Source organism: Pseudomonas sp. MYb327 (genome assembly GCF_040438925.1).
Lineage (GTDB): Bacteria > Pseudomonadota > Gammaproteobacteria > Pseudomonadales > Pseudomonadaceae > Aquipseudomonas.
Map to the genome: position 1 here is coordinate 2,973,263 of NZ_CP159258.1, position 20,849 is coordinate 2,994,111.

The window sequence follows — 20,849 nt, forward strand, 5'->3', positions numbered from 1 at the left end:
TCAGTGCGCGTCCACATCAGCCAGACGCCCACCGTGCAGCACCACTTTTTCCGCCAGGCGTGCCGCAACGCCGGGGCTGTGGGTGACCATCAACAGGGTGGTGGCGCTGTCGTCCAGAAGCTCTAGCAGCAACTTCAGCACTTCGTCGCTGGTGGCTTCATCGAGGCTGCCGGTGGGCTCGTCGGCCAGTAGCAGCTTAGGTTGCGACGCAAGGGCCCGGCCCAACGCGACCCGTTGTTGCTGACCGCCGGAAAGTTGTTCGGGATAGCGCCGCAGCAAATCAGCCAATCCCAAGCGCTGCACCAAATGCGCCTGCCAACGCGGATCATGGCGCCCGGCCAGGCGTGCCTGAAACGCCAGGTTGTCCTCCACCCGCAAGCTGCCGATCAGGTTGAACTGCTGGAACACCAGGCCGATCTCGGTACGCCGCCAACTCGCCAGTTGCCCCTCGTTCATCTGCTCCAGCCGATGTAAACCGCTGCGGATGCTGCCGCGATCGACCTTGTCCAGCCCGGCGATCAGATGCAACAAGGTGCTCTTGCCGCTGCCAGATTCACCCATCAACGCCAGGCTGCTGCCGGGTTTGAGGGTCAGGTCGACACCTTGCAGGACCGGCAATGGGCCTTGCGGGGTGGCGTAGCTTTTGAAGACACCCTGGACTTCAAGCATGGGAGAACCCGTTTGATGAGCGTGGGCCAAGGATAGCGGGCTGGTATGTTTTTTGTCCGTTGTGTGCAACGGGGCGTGCCGGACCCAGTGGGAACGACCGCCAGCAGTCTTGACCCTACATGACGCGAAAACCGTCAAAAATAAATCGTCTTGTTTCTGACACTCAGTGCTTCTGAACACCTTGTATTTCAAGGCTTTTTGACCGTTTATCGGTTTATTGAATGTCTTTATACAGCCGCAAAATCAGCGCAAAACCAGACGCGACGAGAGCTTGATGGCAACCTGCCCCTATTTCATATCGAAATGCCAGCTCTCGGCACAGACCCGGTTTCCTGACGCTGGTCTATACCCTTCTGACAGTCTCATTTCTGATCCATCCCACTGCACAGCGACGGCGACCATCCAACACTCATGGGGGACGAATATGCCTCACAAAGTCATAGTCAACGCTGACGATTTTGGCCTCAGCGCCGGTGAAAACGCGGTGATTCTGGGAGCATTCCAGGCCGGGATCATCAGTTCCGCTACCATCATGGCCAACATGCCGGCCTTCGACGCGGCGTGTTCACTGGCACTGCATCCGTTGCTGGAGGGGCGCATCGGCCTGCACTTCAACCTCAGCAGTGGCCGCCCGTTGAGCCGGCGCATTCTCACGCGCCGGACCTTCTGCGACGTTGCCGGCGCATTCGACTTTAACTTGTCCCGCCGGCGCTTCTGGTTAAGTCACGAGGATCGTCAAGCAGTCACGGAAGAACTCGAAGCCCAATGGCAACGCTGCCTGGACAACGGCCTGCGCCCCAGCCACCTGGACTCCCATCAACAGGTGCACAACATCTGGCCCATCGGTGAAATCGTCGCGCGCTTCGCCGCCCGCCAAGGCATTCCAGTGCGGCTGGCGCGCAATCTGGGGCAAAACCTGAGCCTGCCAAAACGCGCCCTCAAGGAGTTGCTCAATCGTCGATTGAACAGCCTGGCGGGCGCCACCGCCGACTACGTCTGCACCCCGCAAGACCTGCGCCACGCCGCGCCACCCTGCGACGGCATTCTGGAAATCGTCGCCCACCCCAATCAACTCGGCGCTGATTTTGGCGATGCTTATCTGGATCAGGGAGAGTCTTTGAGCGCGTTGCTGGAACAGCGATTGCCAGGGGTGCCGAGGGTTGCGTGTGGAGTGGCGGGTAATGTTGTCAGTCGTAGTACGGCGACCGCTTTGGAGTAAAGCCTCAGGGACGCCGCCATCGCGAGCAGGCTCGCTCCTACAGTTGATCCCTATCGAAGATCCCTTGTGGAAGCGAGCCTGCTCGCGATGGCGTCAGTCGGCGCAACACATCACACAGCGCTCCTTTTCGGGGGCTGTTGCGATCTTGTAATCCGCACCCAACCAACGCTCGCCCACCGGAGCGCTATAGTTAATCACCTTGGGGAAATGCGCGAAAACCGACGTCGCAGGTGTTGCCATGAACAAAGCCGTACAGACGCTATTGCTTGCCCTCAGCCTGTGCGCCGCCTGCGCCCAGGCGGACGACAGCCCGATGCAAACCGATCAATCAAACACCGAGTTCCATTACTACGGGGCAGACCAACCCTTCGCTCACCCCTCGCCGCCCTCGATCAACACCGTGCCGCCAGGGGCGTATATCCCGACGTCGCCCGGGGACTTCATTCCGGTTTCAAGCGAGCACGTGTTCTCTGACTCCCAGTTGCCGACGGTGGCAGATGCCACCATTCGCGTGTTCATCCGCTTCTACGACCCGGAACGCGGGGTCTACGTGAACCAGGAGGTCGTCGACCCTACCTGCATGCAGGCCTGTCGCAGCGCTCCCGACCCGGCCTTGTAACAACGTCGTGCTGGCTGGCGGCCCACTACCACTGTCGTTTGTCCGGCCGTGCGAGGCCGAGTTTTTCGATCCGGTAGCGCAGCATGTCGCGGCTCAGACCCAGCAGTCGTGCGGACTTGGTAACGTTCCAGTCGGTTTTGTCGAGCATCTTGCGCACCATGTCGCGTTCGACTTCCGGCAGATTCATCGACTCGTTGCCGTTGTAGGTCGGGCGCGGCTCGCTGGGGGCTGGCTCGTGCTGAAACAGCGGCGGCTCATCCACCAGACTCATGCAGACGTTCAACTGATGGGCGGCGATGGTGTCGGTTTGCGCCAACAGCACGGTTTGTTCCAGCATGTTGCGCAGCTCACGCACATTGCCCGGCCAGCTGTAGCTGAGCAGCAATTCTTCAGCCTGATCGCTGAAATGCAGGTTCGGCTTGCCATAACGTTTGCCATGGGTCGCCAGGAAGTGTCGGGCCAGCAGCAGCACATCGTCGCCCCGGGCATACAGGCGCGGCACCTTGATCGAAATGATGCGCAGGCGGAAAAACAGATCGCGGCGGAACTTGCCCTGCTGGACCATTTGCTCGAGGTTGCAGTTGGTGGCACTGATCACCCGCAAATTGACCTTGCGCTCCTTCACCGAGCCGACCCGGCGAATGGTCCGGTCTTCCAGCAGCTTCAGCAGTTTGGCTTGCAGCAGCAGGTCCATTTCACCCACTTCATCGAGAAACAACGTGCCGCCATCGGCCGCTTCCACCAGACCGGTGCGGCGATCCTTGGCGTCGGTGAAGGCGCCCTTCTCGTGACCGAACAGCTCTGACTCCACCAGATTCGACGGAATCGACGCGCAGTTGAATTCAATGAACGGGCCTTTGGCACGCGGACCATCGAAGTGCAGCGCCCGGGCCACCAGTTCCTTGCCGGTGCCGGTTTCGCCTTCCACCAGCACCGGCGGCAGGTCGGTGTTGGCCATGCGCCGCTCGGCATCGAGCAACTGGGCGATGGTGCCTTTGAGGTAAAGCATTGGTGCTGATTCGCCGATCAATGCCTGCACTCCCGATTTCTGCGCTTCGCGTTCCTGATAGAACGACAGCGTGCGTTCCATCCGGTCGGTGGCCAGGGCCTTGTCCAGGAGCAGCTTGAGCTCCGGCAAGGCCACCGGTTTGGTCACGTAATGGAATGCGCCTTCCTTCATCGCCACCACGGCGTCTTCGACGTTGCCGTAGCCGGTCATCATGATCACTTTCAGATCCGGCGCGCTGATGCGCAGCTTCTGGATCAGGTCGTGGCCACTCATGCCCGGCAACGAGTTGTCGGTCAGCACCACGTCAGGAACGAAAGTCACCAATTGCTCCAGTGCGTCTTCAGCCGAGTGGCAGACCGTCACCTCGAAGTCTTTGCGCTCCAGGTAGGTCTGAATATTCTCGGCGAGGAGTTCATCATCCTCGACCAGTAGAATGCTGTATTCCATATTCCCCTCCCGTTGCCACTTTAAAATTGAGACTGACGCGGGTTCCTTCCTGCTCTTGGCTGGTCAGTTCAACCGAACCTTCGAAACGCTCCATTATTCTTTTGACCAGGGCCAGGCCGACGCCCAACCCTCCTTGTTTGGTGGTGAAAAACGGCTTGAAGACCATCTGTTGCTGCTGCTTGGTCATGCCCTTGCCGGTGTCATTGAGAATCATGCAAACCTGGCCTGGCGTCGGCGATTCGAGATCGATACTCAACACGCCGCCCTTGGGCATGGCTTCCAGGGCATTGGCAAACAGGCTATTGAGAATTTGCGTGAGCAGCACCTGTTGGCTGACGACCGGCGGTACGCTTTTGGGAGTGAATCGCACTTCGACGTTCGAACGCTTGATCAGCGGCTCGAAGGCACTCAGGGTGTCGTCGATGGCCAATACCAGTTCCACCGTTTCAGAGTCGTCATTCACCGGCCGCAACGACACCAGCAATTCGCGAACCCACCGCGACATGCGGTCGACCTGACTGATGATGTCGCCGATGTTCTTCTGCGCGGTCTGGCTGGCGATCTCCTGGGCCAGCTCGGCACTGGAACGGATATTCGCCAATGGATTGCGCAGGCTGTGGGCGACCGCCGAGGACATTTCCCCGAGGGCCACGAACGTCTCGTTGGCGATCAGTTGTTTCTGCTGACTCTGCAACAACATCGCTGCGCGTCGCACAATCCAGAACAGCCCCAGGTAAATCGCCGCGCCGCCGAGCAGGGTTGCCAGCCAGATCGCCTTGAAGCCGCGCTGGATGCGTTCCACCAGATCCGCCGGCTCCTTGTAGATTTCCACCATGGCAATCACTTTGCTTTTGTCGGCGTTGAACATCGGGATGTAGTTCTCGATGAACAGGTATTGCGGTTCGCGCAGCAGCCGTTGCTCGGGGCGTTCCTCATCGATTTCGTGATAGCTGGTGGACACCGCTTCTTTCATTTCGAAGGACTCGTCCAGCTCGTCGTCATCCTTGATGCGCACGCCGATCAATTCGGGGTTGGTTGACCAGACCACGGTGCGATCAAGGGCGTACACCGTGGCCAGGAGAATGTCCGGCAGGTGCTCGACATGGTCGAGAAACTCGATACGTGAAGCGGCTCGGGCCGCTGGATCGACATCTGGATAAGCGTTGTCTTCGCGCGGGTCGAGCATTTCACCCATGGTTCTTTTCGGGCTAATCGAAGCATGGCGAATTTCCGCATCGCCGATGGCTTGAACAAATTGTGCGGTCAGCATCGAGTCGCGCTCGATACTTTCTTCCACCACGAAACGCGTGGAGATGTAGCCCAGCCCCAATGCCACACCGGCGATGATGAAAAAACTCGCCAGGGAAAACCAGCGCACAAGATTGAACGGCGGACGCCACCCCTTGCTCTCTGCTGCCGTTGTCGTCGGCGCAGGTATTTTTTGTTGTTCCAGTGTCTGCATGACATTGTCCTGGATGCTGGTGATCTAGCCTTTTCAGCCGTGTTTCCGATCAGTGTAGGTGGCATTGTTCGCGACGGACGGACCAATGAAAGTATTTCGCCACTATTGCACCTGAGTCGTGTTCGGCGCCGCGATTGCGTGATGGTGTTCAGGTTCTTCGGTGCCGTCGGCCAACGGCGCTACCGGTGGATGCTGGCGGTCAGTTTCGGCCTGCAAGTAGTCGATGATCGACTGCGCGGAGTGCTCATCCATGCGCAGGTTGGGCATCGGTATCTTGTTGAAACGCTCGAACATCTCCATGGCAATCGGGTCTTTTTCCGCGAGCATGCGATCCGGCTCCTGAATCCAGCGGCTGAGCCAGGCCGGATCACGCTGGCGGGTCACGCCAATCAGGTCCGGGCCGATGCTGCGCATGCCGATGCCCTGCCCGTCCTGCGGACCGAGGCTGTGGCACGACGCGCAACGGGTGCGAAACAATTCTTCGCCATTGCTCGGTGGGCGAATTTCCGGAGCATTGGCATAGCTTTCGCCAATGCTCGGTTGTTTCCAGTTATGCAAGGTGTTTGCCAATTGATCAGCGAGTATCCAGGGGTTCTCGAAAGGCGAGGCTTTCATCCAGCGCCCCGTTTGCTGGTTGCCGACGATCAGGCTCAGGTTGTGGTCCTTGCTGCGGCCGTTGTCGACGCCTTCGATGAACAGCCCGAGTTTTTGTCGCAACTCGGTGACATCGGCGAATTCCCCGGTAAGAAATTGCCAGCCCGGCCCGACCTGGAAACGTTGCGCATAGGCCTTGAGCACTTCGGGCGTATCGCTCAAGGGATCGATGCTGATGGAGTAGAAAAAGATGTCCTTGCCGACCCGATCGCCGAGCAACTTCTGCACCTGGCGCAGGCGCGCGGTTTCCAGCGGGCAGGAGTCGCTGCAGGACGTGAAGATGAAATTGATCACCACCACTTTGCCCTTGATCAGGTCATCGAAAAAACGCACCTGCCGGCCGTTTTGATCGGTCAGCAACGTGTTGGGGAAATAGTCGCCACCCCACGGGGTGGCAGACTCTGAAACAGGAGCCGATACCGGAGCGGGTGTCGATGGCACCTGATTGGCAACCAGCAGCCGGCTGGCCAATACGCTGGTCACCAATATCAGTACCAGGTGCATGCCCAGAGCGCGTGAGCGTGGTGTATGCAACTTCATGTCGACACCCTCCCGGTTCATTGTTTGACAGTCACTTTCGGACCGAATCCATCGCCAGTGCGGAAGGTTGGCAGCGCGGCGGAGTTCACGTAGCGCACGCCATCCCAGCTCGGCAGTGGTGTCGGCATCAGCTGGAATTGCCCGGGCTTCTCAATGTCCCAACGCAGCAGCATCGAGTTGTCCTCATGCTGAGTGTTGTGACAGTGCTCCATGTAGGTCCCGGCGAATTCGCGGAAGTTGATCGCCATCTCGACGCTGTCCAGGCCATCCTTTTCCGAGCCGATGCGGTACACGTCCTTGCGTGCCCATTTTTCCCATTCCGGTGGTGCCTTGCCGCCACGGCTGAGGATGATCCCTTCCTCGAAGTGCACGTGCACCGGATGGCTCCAGCCCGTGCCGCCAGCCTTGATGTTCCACACTTCCAGGGTGCCGAAACCGGCAGCCCCGGCGTCGGTGGGACCGCTGGCCAACTGGGTCGAGGCGTTCAAGCGACGAGGGTCCATGTGGAAGCCGAAGCCGCCATCGGTCTTGACGGTCCACGGTGCTTCATCGGTGCCGTCGGAACGGCCGAAGATGAAGGTCCGGTGGCGAGCCTGGGCCAGTAGCGCCTTGTCGGCGGCGTTGTCGCGGTGGATCTTCAGCGGGATCATCACCAGGCCTTCAGCCTTGCCCGGTTTGGCCGGCTCGTAGGCTGCCGGGTCCATCGCCAGGTCCTGACCGGTGTAAGGCTTGACGTTGAGTTGCAATACTTTGCCAATCGCCGGATCGCCCTTGTCCCATTGCGGCCCTTTGCTCGATTGCTTGATCACCGCCAGGTATTTCTCGGAGAGCACGTCGGCCAGTGAAACCGGCTCTTTCGGGCCTTTACCGTCGTCATGCACCAGCAGATTGACGAAGAAAATCTTGTCCCCTGGCTTGATGCCGTTTTTCGCGAAGTTGACGATGATGTCGAAGCGCTCGGCGATGCCCTGGGTCGGCAGGATGGCGTTGTGGTTCTGTTTGTCGCCGTCGGCGTCGAGGTCCATGGTGCCGTCGAAAGGCACGCTGTGTTCCATGATGTTGCCGTCGTTGGCGATCATGTGGAACGGCACGCGGGCATAGGACACACCCGATCCTTTGGGTCCCTGGAATTCGCCGCTGGTGCCCTTGATTTCACGCACCAGCGCCAGTTTGAAGTAACGCGACACCGAACCGTTGAGCATGCGAAAGCGATAGCTGCGGGCACGTACGTCCAGGGTCGGTTTCCACTGCCAGTTGACCAGTACCTGGTCACCGATGAAACCGTCGGTGTTGAACGGGTTGAACCACAACTGACCGTTGGCATCCCAGGCCTTGTCGGCGAACACCAGGTTGACGTCGTAGTCGCGGTTACCCCAAGGCAACGCGCTGCCGCTGGGGAAACGCAGGTTGACGCCGTCGTTCACCGATTCGTTGCCACGGTCCAGGGCGCTGTAGTAGTTCATCATTGCCGCGTTGCCCTTGTAGACGTTCTGCGCGGTGAAATCGAGCATGTGGTCGTGGAACCAGTGGGTGCTCATGGTTTCGCGCCAGTCGCCGCGAATCTTGATCGTGCCGTTTTCGCAGGTCTTGCGGCTTGGATTGACGTCGTTGGTCCACAGGGTTTCACCCGGTGCACAAGGGAATGCCGCGCGTGGATCATGGGCGTCGGTGTTGATGCTGTCGTAACCGGCCAACTGGATCGGCCAGCGATAGTCGTAATACTGCCCGGGGAAGAAAAACGCGTTGGCATAGCCGTCGCTTTCCGCTGGCGCATGACCGTTGTGTTCATGGGTACTGATGGTGTGCAGACCGAAGCCCATGTTCGCCGACGGGTCGATCGGCAAGCCGTTGTAGTGACGCATCAGGACTGGCTGACCGTAACGCACCATCAGCAATTTAGGCGGCAGGGTGCCGTCGAAAGTCCACACCGAGTTGTGGTTCTGCACCGGCATGTTCGGGTGGAAACGAGTGTCGACGCCCTTGGCGGTGCCATCCGTTGCCGGCACACCGGCGACATTGTGATAGAGACCACCGGGGCCGAATTCGCCCAAGGCATAGCCGTGCCGTTGCAGCGGGTCGCGCAGGCCACCGTTGATTCGCGCACCGGTCTGCACGGTTTTGTAGGCCGCTTGCGGATAGAACTCGTTCCAGCGCTGATGCGACCAGCCCTTTCCTGGTGGACGGCCTTCCGCCGAAGAACCGATATGACGGTTGAGGAAGTACTCGATCTGCGCCTGCCACGGGTTGCGATCCACCACATTGGAATACTGGCTGGGGAACGGGGTCAGCCCCGGCTGGCGTAAAAACGCATCAAGCGCCGGACCGGGCGGCGCACTGCGGGCCGCGCTAGTGGGGTCCTGAGCCGGTAACGGGCCTATGGCCGCCGGAGGAAACGGCAAGGGTGCCGAGGGTGTGGTGGGGTCGAGTTTTTCCGGCCCGAATTCTTCGAACAGGACCAGTTGTTGAGTGAACGGCTGAGCGCCAAACAGCGGGCTGGGCTTGCCATTGGTGGGGTAGTTGAAACTGGTCTGCATGGTGGGCGGCAGCACGTTTTCCACTCGCGTGGTATCCCGTGAGCCTTTGGTGTCATCAGGCAAATCGAAGGAATCTTCGTTGGCCTCGGGCATGGTCAGGATGGCGTTCAACGCCCCCGCCTTGTCGGCCGGCTCGTCGTAGTAAGCCGAAGGATCGGTCGGCTCGGGCTGTCGCTCATCGTCGATTGGGCTGGCGCGCAACGTCCCTGTACTTAGCGTCATCGATAAAAGGACGCTCAGAGGCGTCAACAGGCCGAACCACTTGAAGGGAAACCGCGCTTTTCTGTCCATCACCAGCCGCCTCGTATGCGTGAAGGGGGTGATGGGGGTTTTGCAATTACCTCGCCAAAATTGTAACTAGATGTTAATACCCGCTGAAACAATGGCTTATCAACATCAATGTGCCATGACCTGGGGAAACGACTGGGGAATGACACCCGCTAGCGGGGGAAGTTCATACCCATTGTCAGGGAATCAGCCTGAACGACAAACGGACACGCGTGCCCTCGCCTTCCCGGCTATCGAGCTTCACCGAGCCGCCAAAACGCTCCATGATCCGCTTGACCAGTACCAGTCCGACGCCAAGTCCGCCCTGCTTGGTGGTGAAAAACGGCCTGAACGCCATGGAACGCTGTTCCTCAGTCATGCCTTTGCCGGTATCGCCCACGATCAGGCAAATGCCGTGGGAATTTATCGGCTCCAGGGCAATGGTCAGCGTACCGCCGTCATCCATGGCCTCGAGAGCATTGGCCAGCAAACTGTTGAGGATTTGCGTCAGCTGCACGTGTTGGCTCAACACCATCGGCGTGTCCTTGGGTTCGAACACCAGCGTGACCTTTGCCTTGGCGATCTGATGTTCGTAGGACATCAAGCTGTCATGCAGCGCGGCCACCAGGTTCACCGGCTCGGCCTCGTCACTCAGTGGGCGCAAGGACATCAGCAACTCACGCACCCACTTCGACATGCGGTCGACCTGGCCGATGATGTCATTGATGTTCTTGTGCGCCGGACCGCTGTCGAACTCCAGCGCCAGTTCGGCACTTGAACGAATGGTTGCCAAGGGATTGCGCAGGCTGTGGGCGACCGCCGATGACATCTCGCCTAGGGCGACAAAGGTTTCGTTGGTGATCAGCTGCTTTTGTTGCTGCGCCAACAGGATCGCCGCACGGCGCACGATCCAGTAAAGACCCAGGTAAATCAGGCCGCCGCCCAGCGCCGTGGCCAGCCAGATCAGCACCAGGCCACGCTCCATGCGATTGATCAGGTCCTGCGGCTCCTTGTAGATCTCGACCATCGCCGTGACGTTCTTGCCATCGGCATCGAACAACGGAATGTAGTTCTCGATAAAGATGTATTCCGGCGGGGTGACGAACTTCTGCTCCATGCGGCTCTTGTCGACATCGTGATAGCTGGCCGACACAGGCTTCTTCTGAGCGAAAGCCTGATCCAGGTCGCCATCGGAATGAATCGTGGTGCCCATCAGTGCCGGATTGGTCGACCAGATCACCATGCGGTCGGGGGCGTAGATGTTGGCCAGGATCACGTCCGGCAAATGTTCGATGTGGTCGAGGAATTCGCCACGGGCATTGGCGCGGGCCATGGGGTCGACGTCGGGAAAGTCCCGGTCTTTGCGCGGGTCGAGCAACTCGCCCATGGTTCGCACATTGGGAATTGAAACGTGGCGTACTTCGGCCGAGGCAATCGCCTGGATGAATTGCGAGGTCAGCAAGGCATCGCGTTGCACGCTTTCGGTGATGACGAACCTGGTGGACACCGAGCCCAATGCCACCGCCACTGTGCCGATCACCGCCATGCTGATCAGCGAAAACCAACGCAGCAAATTGAACGGCTGTTTGCGCGTGCTCAAGCGAATATCACCCTTGTCGGCTGCGAGTGTTTTGGCCGGCGTAGTCATCGACGTTGTTCCCCGGAATGCCCTTTAGGTTTATAGCCCACTGCTGGCAATTTGCCCGACATTGGGTCTTTTTTGCCCCTATCAATTTCCCACCCGCTCGTTAACCCCATCCACCCCCAATGCTGGGGAAAGAGGCCCGGTCCCACAACTGGGGAATAGGCGGCCCTTGAGTCAAAAACACCTTTGATTCCGGGCGCTTGCCGGCGTTTTTTGCAGGTTGGTATGGAAGTTGCCGAAGCCCTCTCAACTGACCCATACCCAAGGGGCAGGTACTCTGATAGAGGGAATACTCATGCACCCTTTACTGTCCAAAACCACGATCGCCCTGGTCGTGAGCGCTCTGGCCCAAGGTGTTGCCCAGGCAGCACTGTTTGCCGTCGACCCTGGCCCTTACTTGCCAGAGAACGGCGGATTCGCTTCCTGGTATCAGGACTCCCATGGACGGACGCTCGATTTATGTCTGTCCAAGGCTGTCAGTTCCAGGGTTCCGAGCGCCCCTGGCGCGCCAAGCTACATGTGCCTTTTGAATCCGGCTCCCGGTATTTTCGACGACACGCAGCCCATCGTTTTCCCGACCAATTTTCCTGATGAAGCGTTCTGGTTCACCGGCGACGGCTCAATCGTCGACGCAGCACGAGGCATCGACCTGACCTATGTCACTGCCGTGGAAGCAGCCTTCTCCGCTGAAGACCCGGTAGAAGGCGATCAGGTCAGTTTCGGTCGTATCCGTATTCGGGTGGATGTGCCCACCGCTGGCGTTTACACCATCACCCACCCTTACGGCGTCGACATATTTGACGTTCCCGCCGGTGGACGCCGGGCAATCAACATGACTCGGGACATCGGCATCGGCTCACCGAAAACCTACGACGGCGCGCTCAAAAGTGACATCGGCCCTTTCCTGCGCAGTGTCAACGGCCCCTACACCGAAACCAATCCGGTCACCGGTCAGGCCGAACAATTCGTTGGCGATCCGAACCTGTCAGAAGCCTTCACCGGCAGCCCTTTCAACACCAATTTCATTCGCATCGAAGGGCCTAACGGCCTGGACTTGCGCACGACGGTGATGGCCCTCTCCGGCAAGTTGTCGACCGTGGTACGGCCGACCCCGATGATCCGCGAACGCAGCACTTACTCACGCAAGGCCGGGGACAGTGCACCGGTGGCCCAGCAAGACGTTTTCGTGATGGCCCCACCGCCACCCGCCACGGTGACCCTGGACAGCAACAGTCCGGTGTTGAACCTGACCGAAGCCGACACCACCGGCCACTGGTACGCGCAATCGTCCACCAACCCGACGTTGCCGAGCAACGTAGTAGTGACGGCTGACAACCACCTGGCCATTCCCAGCAGCACGCCAACCAGCCTGTCCATGGAGCTGACCGACCTGGTGGTGATCTCACGGGCCGAGTACAGCCTCAATAGCGGACTACTCACGATCGTGGCTTCAACCAGCGATGAAACGTCGCCACCTGTCCTCACCGCCACCGCGGGCACCTCCAAAACCGGTCCCGTTATCGGCGCCCTCAGTGGCGATGGTGCGGTGAAATCCCTGTCGACCGGCATTTCGCCGATTCCACCGGCCAAGGTGCACGTGGAGTCAGCCAATGGCGGCGGCGACACCGAAGAAGTGGTCATCGTGCAATGAACGCTCTCATGCCCAGATCTGCATCAGGAGGCATCATGAACAAGTGGCCACGCTTCGCGCTCAACGCGCTCGGGCTGACTCTCTCGCTGTCCGGCAGCGCATTCGCGCAACTCGCTGCCGTCGACCCCGGCCCTTACACCTTTGCCACGGGGAAATTCCCCATGTGGTATCAGGACAACAACTTGCTGAAGCTGGAACTGTGCCAGTCGCGGGCTATCAGTTCACGGGCACCGGGTGCTCCTGGCGCGCTCGGCTACATGTGCATCCTGAACCCGGAGCCAGGGATTTTCGATGACACCCAGCCGATGGTGTTCCCCGATAACTGGCCGCCGGAAGCTTTCTGGTACCTCGCCGAGACCAACATCGCCGATGTCGGCGGCTATGGCGTCGACGCCTACGTGGCCGGGATCGAGGCGGCCTTCGCGGCGGAAAACCCTGTCGACGGCGATCAGGCAAGCTTCGCGCGGATTCGTATCCGGGTGAACGTGCCCACCGCCGGGACTTACACCATCACTCACCCGTACGGGGTTGAGGTGGTCAACGTCACTGCTCCGGGTCGTCGGGCGATCAACATTACCCGTGACATCGGCATCGGCGCACCCGGCAACTTCGCGGGTGCCCTCACCGGGCAGGTCGGCCCCTTCCTGCGCAGCGTCAACGGGCCGTACACCGAAGTGAACCCGGACACCGGCTCGATCGAAACTTACGTGGGCGACCCGAACCTCTCCGAAGCGGTCACCGGCAGCCCCAACAACACCAACTTCCTGCGTGTCCAGGGCCCGCCCGGGACCATCACTACCACCCTCTTTACCGTGTCGGGCAAAGTCCTCGACAGCCGTGCGCAAACCCCTGTGGAAATCGGCCGTGCCACTTACCGCCGCACCTCTTCAGGGCCGGGCACCAGCAGCACCCGAGTGGAAGTGTTTGGTAAATCGGCCAACGGTTCTAGCCTGTGCTTCCGCGAAACCGTGGCACTGGTTGCCGGACCACCGAAGTCGCCGTGCCTGATCAGCATGCTCGGCGACAACACCGGGCAGTTCTTCGGTCATCGTCTGACGGGTTCCACCGTGCCTCCGTTGGTGGTGCTCACCGCGACCGACCCGAGCGACACCACACGGCCGACGGCGGTTTCGAGCAAAGTCACCGACGTGGTGAAAGTGCAGACCGCTCGTTACAACTGGAGCAACCACAGCCTGCTGATTGAAGCCACCTCGTCTGACGAAGTGGTGGTGCCGGACATGGTCGCCCAGGGCTACGGACGCTTGACGAAATCCGGCACCCTGCAACGCCTGACTGTGGCCGATCTGGCACAACCACCGGCCACCGTCACCATCAAATCCGCGGCCGGCGGCAGTGACACTGAGGCCGTTGTGGTCGTCGGTACGGCACCGGATACCGGAGAGAATCAGGCACCGGTTGGCGTCGCCGACAGCGGCAGCACCACTTTCGGCGTACCGATCACCCTCAACCTGCTGACCAACGACGAAGACCCGGACGGCGACACCCCACTGACCATCACCGCGCTCACTCAACCGGCCGCCAACCAGGGCAGCGTGGTGTTGAACGGCACCACAGCCGTCGTCTACACCCCGCCAGCGGTGGTCAATGCTCCACTGACGACGACCTTCACCTACAAGGCTCAAGACGCCAAAGGCCTGGCCGCAACCGCTGCGACGACCGTGACCATCACCGTGGCGCCTAACCAGCCTCCGGTGGCCGTCGCCGACAGCATTGCGACCCTGGGTGTATCGATCCCGATCACCGTGCTGGCCAACGACACCGATCCGGAAAACAACGTGCCCCTCTCGATTGGCAGCTTCACACAACCACCGGCCAATCGCGGCTCGGTGACCAGCAACGGCACGGTCCTGACCTACAACCCACCGGCAACGGTCACCACAGCCTTCACCACGACCTTCACCTACTTCCCTCGGGACAGCTTCGGCGCCCAGGCAACGACACCGGCGACGGTCACGGTGCAAGTCTCGCCACGACCAGCGGCGGAAACCTTCGCAGTCACGGCAGCCACGGTGACGGCCCGTTCCAACAACCGCTTCAACTGGGACGTCAGCGGTACTTCTTCGGTGACCACCGGCAACACCATCACCGTTCAGGTGACCACGCCGACCGGGCTGGTAACGCTGGGTAGCACCACGGTGCCGCTGACCGGACGCTGGAGGCTGACCGTGAGCAACAGCACAACGGTGATTCCGTCGGCGAACCCGACAGCCACCATCACCTCGTCCCAAGGCACCGTGCGCACGGTGCAGGTAATCGCGAACTGAGCCCTCGCCCCATTCGCCACGTTGGCTGATGGGGCAAGCCTCTAACTCAAGGACAACGCCATGAACACGCCGACCGCCGCCCTGCTTTGCCTGCTTCTGCTCTGCAGCAGCGCCGGCGTGCGCGCCGACGACTTGATGGAGAACGATGACATTGCACCCAGTGTCGACCTCGGCGAGCTGCCACCTCCGGTGGGCCAGCAGGCCCTGATCGACCAGAACGGCCAGGCCAACGTTGCGCTGTTGCAACAGAACGGCCAATCGCTGCTCGGCCAGATCGTGCAGTCGGGCAGTAATCAGGAAGCCTGGATCCTGCAACAGGGCAGCGACCTGATGGCATTGATCAACCAGCAAGGTTCCGGCAACGCCGCTTCGATCAATCAAACCGGCAGCCATAACCGCGCGCAGATTTCCCAAAACGGCAACAACAACGACGCCAGCATCGTCCAGGCCGGCACGGGTCAGCAAAGCGCTGTCACCCAGGCTGGCAATGGCATGAGCGTTTCGGTCACCCAATATCGCTAAAGCACTGCACCACTTGGAGGTTTCATCATGTTCAAACTGACGCCCCTCACCGCCGCCATTCTGGTCATTGTCAGTGCCCAGGCAATGGCTGCCGACAGCGTGTCCAACCAGGACCAGGACGGTACGGCCAACATCGCTAATGTGAAGCAGATCGCGGCGCCGTTCAGTACCGCCACCCAGACACAAACCGGCCAGGGCAACGATGCGGCCGCCGTGCAAGACACGGCCACCAGCACCATTACCCAGACCCAGTCCGGTGACTACAACGCCGGTTACGCCGAGCAACTGTTCGAAGACAACAGCACCATCACCCAGACCCAGAGCGGCAGCTTCAACATCAGCCATGCCAGCCAGTCGATCGGCGCCGGCAATGGCGAGGCGTTGCAGCAACAGGAAGGCAACGGCAACTTCTCGTTTATCTATCAGGACAGCCAGGATGGCACCTCCGGCAGAACCTACCAGTACGGTGACGGCAACGAAGCCAATATCGAACAGATCCAGTTGGGTGCGGCCAACAATGCCGTGATCATCCAGTACGGCACCACCAACTACGCCACCGCTGAACAGATCAGCCACATGGGCGGCCAGATCGGCATCAACCAGTCCGGCAGCACCAACTACGCCTATGGCGACCAGCGCTACGGTAATGGCGGCAACCTGACCATCAACCAGTACGGCGACAACAACGGCACCGAAGTCTGGCAAGACACCCAACTCGCCAGCCAGGCCACCGTCAACCAATACGGGGAGACCAACGAAACCGTGGTCGACCAGAGCTTCGGCGAAAACAACGTCGCCACCGTGCTGCAAGTCGGTGACCTCAACGCGATCTACGCCGACCAGTTCGAGTCCCTCGGTTCGACCGTCGCGCTCTACCAACAGGGCACGAACAACGTGCACTTCACTTACCAGAACGGCGACAGCCATGTGCTCAACGCCAACTCGGTGGGTAGCGACAACAAGGTCTACGCCAGCAACTGGAAAGGCCCGCAACTGGGTGGCCAGTTCGGCAGCAACCAGCGCGCCACCGTCAACCAGAACGGCACAGGCAACGTCGCCAGTTTCCAACAGGACGGCATTGGCCACATCATGACGACCAGTCAGACCGGCAGCGGCAACAAAACCACCGTCAGCCAGGCCAATAGCTACAACGAGCTGTACTTCGACCAGAACGGCAGCGACAACATCCTGATTTCCGACCAGCGCGGCACCACTAACCTGGCCCAGGGCAGCAGCAACGGCACTGGCAACAGCACCGAGTTCAACCAGGATGGCACCGGCAACCAGGCCTTCACCACTCAGCTTTACGGCGAAGACAACATGATCACCATCAAACAGGCTGACACCATGAACGTGGCCTACGTCACCCAGGGCGGTACTGGCAACGTTGCCAGTGTTGATCAAAGCGGCACGACTCAATTGGCCAACGTGCAGCAAATTGGTACGGCTAACTCGGCGACTGTTTTGCAGAAATAATTGCGTGGGATGTAAACCGCGGCTCTTGAGGGAGGGTCGCGGTTTTTTTTGCGCGGTTGAAAGGCCGTCATCGCTGGCAGGCCAACTCCCACGGTGATTGGTGGTGTTACCGTAATGCAAGTCCCCTGTAGGAGCTGGCTTGCCAGCGATGACGGACTGACAGATACCCTTGAAGTGACTGACAGGCCGCTATCGCTGGCAAGCCAGCTCCTACAGTTTATCGGGGACATCTGCGGGGGAATGGTTGGCTGGAAGACTGCCATCGCTGGCAGGCCAGCTCCCACGGTGATTGGTGGTGTTGCCGTATGCAAACCCCCTGTAGGAGCTGGCTTGCCAGCGATGACGGACTGACAGACAACCTTGAAGTGACTGGCAGGCCTCTATCGCTGGCAAGCCAGCTCCTACAGTTTATCGGGGACCTCTGCGGGGGAATGGTTGGCTGGAAGGCTGCCATCGCTGGCAGGCCAGCTCCCACGGTGATTAATGGTGTTGCCGTATGCAAGTCCCCTGTAGGAGCTGGCTTGCCAGCGATGACGGACTGACAGATACCCTTGAAGTGACTGGCAGGCCGCTATCGCTGGCAAGCCAGCTTCTACAGATTATCGGGGATCTCTGCGGGGGAATGGTTGGCTGGAAGACTGCCATCGCTGGCAGGCCAGCTCCCACGGTGATTGGTGGTGTTGCCGTATGCAAGTCCCCTGTAGGAGCTGGCTTGCCAGCGATGACGGACTGACAGATACCCTTGAAGTGACTGACAGGCCGCTATCGCTGGCAAGCCAGCTTCTACAGATTATCGGGGATCTCTGCGGGGGAATGGTTGGCTGGAAGACTGCCATCGCTGCCAGGCCAGCTCCCACGGTGATTGGTGGTGTTGCCGTATGCAAGTCCCCTGTAGGAGCTGGCTTGCCAGCGATGACGGACTGACAGATACCCTTGAAGTGACTGGCAGGCCGCTATCGCTGGCAAGCCAGCTCCTACAGTTTATCGGGGACATCTGCGGGGGAATGGTTGGCTGGAAGACTGCTATCGCTGGCAGGCCAACTCCCACGGTGACTGGTGGTGTTGCCGTATGCAAGTCCCCTGTAGGAGCTGGCTTGCCAGCGATGACGGACTGACAGACAACCTTGAAGTGACTGACAGGCCGCTATCGCTGGCAAGCCAGCTCCTACAGTTTAACGGGGACATCTGCGGGGGAATGGTTGGCTGGAAGGCCGTCATCGCTGGCAGGCCGCCCAGGCTCATTCACCCTCACCTTCCGCCTCGCCTTCAGGCATAACCTTGTTCTGCGTCAGGTACCGATCCAGCGTCGCATTGGTCGGCGAATTATCCCCCGCCACCTGCCACAAATGCCGCTCGATTCCCTGCGCCAGCATATGCCCCACCGCCGCCTCGATCGCCGACAACACACACAACTGCGCCGGTTCGTTGGTGGTGTAGCCGACTTCGGCCTCAAGCAACTTCTTGAACTCGATAAACTTGAACACCCCGGCACTGCGGGCCACGGAGTAGATCGTCTTGCTGGTCATGACGTTGGCCAGCACCTGGCCGCTGCGCACGTCGACCGCCCGCAGGTTGACCGTGACCTGGTCCACGCGATATTCGCGGGAAATATCGATGCCCAGGTAGCGTGCCCCTTCCCCGCCGCTACGGACGTTGGTGTCGTAGGCGATGATCCCGCCTTCGAGCATCATGTTCGCGGCTTGCAACGGTGGCAGCTCACCCTGGATGTTCACCGGGGTATTCGGTTTCTTTTGCGAGGCGCGGATGATCTTGCGCTCGGTCAGCAAGTTCTGCAGCCCTTCACGTTCCAGCACCACGAACCAGCCACTGGCCTGCAAGGCGTCCATCAACATGCTCGCCGCGCCCTGGGTGACGCTGGTGGAGAACGAGCTGGCCGGCGTCGGTTTGTACTGCCCGGTCTGGTCACGGAAACCGTACACCACCGCCATCAATCGGCCCTTGGGTCGTGGCATGTTGATCAAGTCGTAGTAGGTCGAGGCCCTCGGGGTCAGGGTCGGGGTTTCACTGTCCTGCTCGGCCGGCATTGGCTCGCGCAGACTGCACCCTTGTAATGCCGCCAACATCAGCCCTAGCGCTATTATTTTTTTCATGTCCTTTACTCCCCATTGGCCCAAATCCCCTTCAAGGGGCCAGGCCATTTACCTGGATTTCCGAAACTTCGCCGGTGGCCCGGTCGGTGACAACGATCGTCAGGGCGCCCGAGTCGTCGAGGACGTTGACGATAAATGCATCAGTGGACAGGCTCCCCGTGTTGCCCGTGGAGATGTTGTCCATCAATTGCCCCAGCAATCGCGATTGCAACTGGCTGGTAAACCGCTCCAGGGCCGAAGTCCCGACTAACGAGGCGCGGTCCTTCAAGTCAGGGTCGTCGTAGTCGTTTTGCGCCTGGGCGTTGTTGAGCAACCAGGTGCCATTCAACGGGTTACCGCCGAACGACGGGTTGATCGGGGTGTAGACCAGTTCCGTAGCCTGGACCAGACCGCAAGTGCCGAGGCTGATCAACCAGACACCGGCCAATGAGCGTGCGTGGCGCCGCAAGAACGTTTTCGCTTTCATAATTCGTCCCTCTCAAGGTCCGTTGTGTCCTGCAACAAGGTTTCCAGCTTGCGCTGGACAATCTGCCCGCGTACCCAGTCGGCGGCGGCATAGGCCTCGTCCTTGAGCTCCACGGTGTTCGGCGGCAGGAAACGCCGGTAAACCAAACGTTGTTGAAATTCCACGGTCACCAGGCTGCCCCAGCGAGCCGAAGGTCGTTCGCGTACCACCAGGTTGAAATCCATCGGGCTGGTGGCGCGCAGGCGTTCACTGAACGAGTAGTAAAAGTCATGGCCGATGTGCGAGATCGTGTCGTCGATGATGAAGCCGAGCATCTCGTCCTCCTCGGCGGCCGAGGCGACGGCGCTCGACAACACCAGGATCAAGGCCAGGCAGAAACGGTTCATGGCTGCAACGCCTGAGGCGATGTGGACTGGCCTTTGGCCGGGCCCGAGGCGCCATCGAGGAACGCCTTCTCGGCCACGAACTGCCAGTCCTTGTAGCTGGCCATGCCGTTGAAATCCGACCACTGACTGGGAAAGTCCGCCTGCTTCAACGGCAGGTCCGTGGACGAGCTGCTGATGCCAGTGATGCGCCCGTCGAAACCGCGCATCAGGAACCATTCGCCACCGCCAATCGGGTCCGGGTACAGCTGGCGAATATGGTGTTTGCCGTTGGGAAAGCGCTCGTCCTGCAACAGGTCGGCGAGTTCTTTCGGGTACTGGGCCAGGCCTGGCGAGCTGCGGTAGTAGCTGCGCAGCGCCTGGGCGTATTGGGTGCCGACCCACAGCAGTTGACGCTCGCGGTCACGCCGTGCGGCCGTGGCCCACAACTCACCGGCACTGGCCAGGCCCATGCCCATCACCATGATCAGAAACAGCACACCCAGGTAGGTGAAGCCGTCTTCTGAAGCAGGCTTACCACTCGGAATAAAGGCTGCCATCACGCGCCCTCCCTGTGGCTCCACTTTTGATATCGGCCACCCCGCCCGCCACGCCGTCAGGTGGCGCGACCAGGACCCAGGTGTCCTTGCGTTCGGCAATCGGGTCCATCGGCGGGTTGCGCAGGTAGCGCTGCTCGACCAGTTGCTCGATGGAATCGGGATAACGCCCGGTGTCGCCGTAGTAGTGATCCAGTGCCTCGCGCATCGCCGACAGGCTCTGGCGCAGGGTGGTCTCCTTGGAGGCCTCGAGGCTGTTGAAATAGCGCGGCAAGGCGATGGTCATCAGGGTCGCGATGATTGCCATGACCACCATCAGTTCCAGCAGGGTAAAACCCTTTTCCCGACGCATAT

At 60.2% G+C, this 20,849-nt stretch carries 17 protein-coding genes; 6 read left to right on the forward strand and 11 right to left on the reverse strand.

The features are described 5' to 3' along the window. Positions 1-669 (reverse strand): ABC transporter ATP-binding protein, encoded by a 669-nt coding sequence (locus ABVN21_RS13355; RefSeq protein ID WP_339555222.1) that lies wholly within the window; start codon positions 667-669, stop codon positions 1-3. Between the two features lie 424 nt (positions 670-1,093). Here ABVN21_RS13355 and ABVN21_RS13360 point away from each other — a divergent pair, with 424 nt between their 5' ends. Both ABVN21_RS13360 and ABVN21_RS13365 read left to right on the forward strand, forming a co-directional pair. Then, positions 1,094-1,888 (forward strand): ChbG/HpnK family deacetylase, encoded by a 795-nt coding sequence (locus tag ABVN21_RS13360; protein ID WP_339555221.1) that lies wholly within the window; start codon positions 1,094-1,096, stop codon positions 1,886-1,888. A gap of 238 nt (positions 1,889-2,126) precedes the next feature. Beyond that, positions 2,127-2,507, forward strand: coding sequence for a hypothetical protein (locus ABVN21_RS13365; RefSeq protein WP_339555220.1), 381 nt, complete (start codon positions 2,127-2,129; stop codon positions 2,505-2,507). Between the two features lie 25 nt (positions 2,508-2,532). On the opposite strand, the gene ABVN21_RS13370 is transcribed toward ABVN21_RS13365, so the two are convergent. The 5 genes from ABVN21_RS13370 to ABVN21_RS13390 all read right to left on the reverse strand — a co-directional run bounded on the left by ABVN21_RS13370 (position 2,533) and on the right by ABVN21_RS13390 (position 11,068). Beyond that, positions 2,533-3,963, reverse strand: coding sequence for a sigma-54 dependent transcriptional regulator (locus ABVN21_RS13370; RefSeq protein WP_339555219.1), 1,431 nt, complete (start codon positions 3,961-3,963; stop codon positions 2,533-2,535). Then, positions 3,932-5,425 carry an ATP-binding protein gene (locus ABVN21_RS13375; RefSeq protein WP_339555218.1) on the reverse strand — a complete coding sequence of 498 codons (1,494 nt, stop codon included), beginning with the start codon at positions 5,423-5,425 and terminating at the stop codon, positions 3,932-3,934. Before ABVN21_RS13375 ends, ABVN21_RS13370 begins: the two co-directional genes overlap by 32 nt. A 102-nt stretch (positions 5,426-5,527) precedes the next feature. Then, the gene (locus tag ABVN21_RS13380; protein ID WP_339555217.1) at positions 5,528-6,640 is read right to left on the reverse strand and encodes an SCO family protein; all 1,113 of its coding nucleotides are present in this window, start codon (positions 6,638-6,640) and stop codon (positions 5,528-5,530) included. Beyond that, entirely contained in the window at positions 6,637-9,444 is a 2,808-nt protein-coding gene (locus ABVN21_RS13385; protein WP_339555216.1) for a multicopper oxidase domain-containing protein, read from the reverse strand. The genes ABVN21_RS13380 and ABVN21_RS13385 overlap by 4 nt, the downstream gene beginning before the upstream one ends. A 175-nt stretch (positions 9,445-9,619) precedes the next feature. Further along, on the reverse strand, positions 9,620-11,068 hold the full coding sequence (locus tag ABVN21_RS13390) for a HAMP domain-containing sensor histidine kinase (protein ID WP_339555215.1): 1,449 nt from the start codon (positions 11,066-11,068) through the stop codon (positions 9,620-9,622). 292 nt (positions 11,069-11,360) lie between these two features. On the opposite strand from ABVN21_RS13390, the gene ABVN21_RS13395 reads away from it, so the two are divergent. From ABVN21_RS13395 to ABVN21_RS13410, 4 genes are read left to right on the forward strand one after another with little or no spacing between them, the layout of a single operon-like run. Further along, a complete protein-coding gene (locus tag ABVN21_RS13395; protein WP_339555214.1) occupies positions 11,361-12,716 on the forward strand; it encodes a hypothetical protein in 1,356 nt (451 codons plus the stop codon). A gap of 35 nt (positions 12,717-12,751) precedes the next feature. Beyond that, the gene (locus tag ABVN21_RS13400; RefSeq protein WP_339555213.1) at positions 12,752-15,001 is read left to right on the forward strand and encodes an Ig-like domain-containing protein; all 2,250 of its coding nucleotides are present in this window, start codon (positions 12,752-12,754) and stop codon (positions 14,999-15,001) included. Positions 15,002-15,061: 60 nt separating this feature from the next. Further along, on the forward strand, positions 15,062-15,523 hold the full coding sequence (locus ABVN21_RS13405) for a curlin (protein WP_339555212.1): 462 nt from the start codon (positions 15,062-15,064) through the stop codon (positions 15,521-15,523). Between the two features lie 27 nt (positions 15,524-15,550). Next, positions 15,551-16,999 (forward strand): curlin, encoded by a 1,449-nt coding sequence (locus tag ABVN21_RS13410; RefSeq protein ID WP_339555211.1) that lies wholly within the window; start codon positions 15,551-15,553, stop codon positions 16,997-16,999. 1,238 nt (positions 17,000-18,237) lie between these two features. Here the strand turns inward: ABVN21_RS13410 and ABVN21_RS13415 are convergent. From ABVN21_RS13415 to ABVN21_RS13435, 5 genes are read right to left on the reverse strand one after another with little or no spacing between them, the layout of a single operon-like run. Then, positions 18,238-19,110, reverse strand: a complete 873-nt coding sequence (locus ABVN21_RS13415; protein WP_339556672.1) for a CsgG/HfaB family protein — start codon at positions 19,108-19,110, stop codon at positions 18,238-18,240. Between the two features lie 31 nt (positions 19,111-19,141). Next, on the reverse strand, positions 19,142-19,576 hold the full coding sequence (locus tag ABVN21_RS13420; protein WP_339556673.1) for a curli assembly protein CsgF: 435 nt from the start codon (positions 19,574-19,576) through the stop codon (positions 19,142-19,144). Continuing rightward, positions 19,573-19,962, reverse strand: coding sequence for a curli production assembly/transport protein CsgE (gene csgE / locus ABVN21_RS13425; RefSeq protein WP_339556674.1), 390 nt, complete (start codon positions 19,960-19,962; stop codon positions 19,573-19,575). The genes ABVN21_RS13420 and csgE overlap by 4 nt, the downstream gene beginning before the upstream one ends. After that, positions 19,959-20,498 carry a type II secretion system protein gene (locus ABVN21_RS13430; protein ID WP_339556675.1) on the reverse strand — a complete coding sequence of 180 codons (540 nt, stop codon included), beginning with the start codon at positions 20,496-20,498 and terminating at the stop codon, positions 19,959-19,961. The genes csgE and ABVN21_RS13430 overlap by 4 nt, the downstream gene beginning before the upstream one ends. Further along, positions 20,473-20,847: a type II secretion system protein gene (locus ABVN21_RS13435; RefSeq protein WP_339556676.1), complete on the reverse strand. Its 375-nt coding sequence runs from the start codon at positions 20,845-20,847 to the stop codon at positions 20,473-20,475. The genes ABVN21_RS13430 and ABVN21_RS13435 overlap by 26 nt, the downstream gene beginning before the upstream one ends. Between the last annotated feature and the right edge of the window lie 2 nt (positions 20,848-20,849).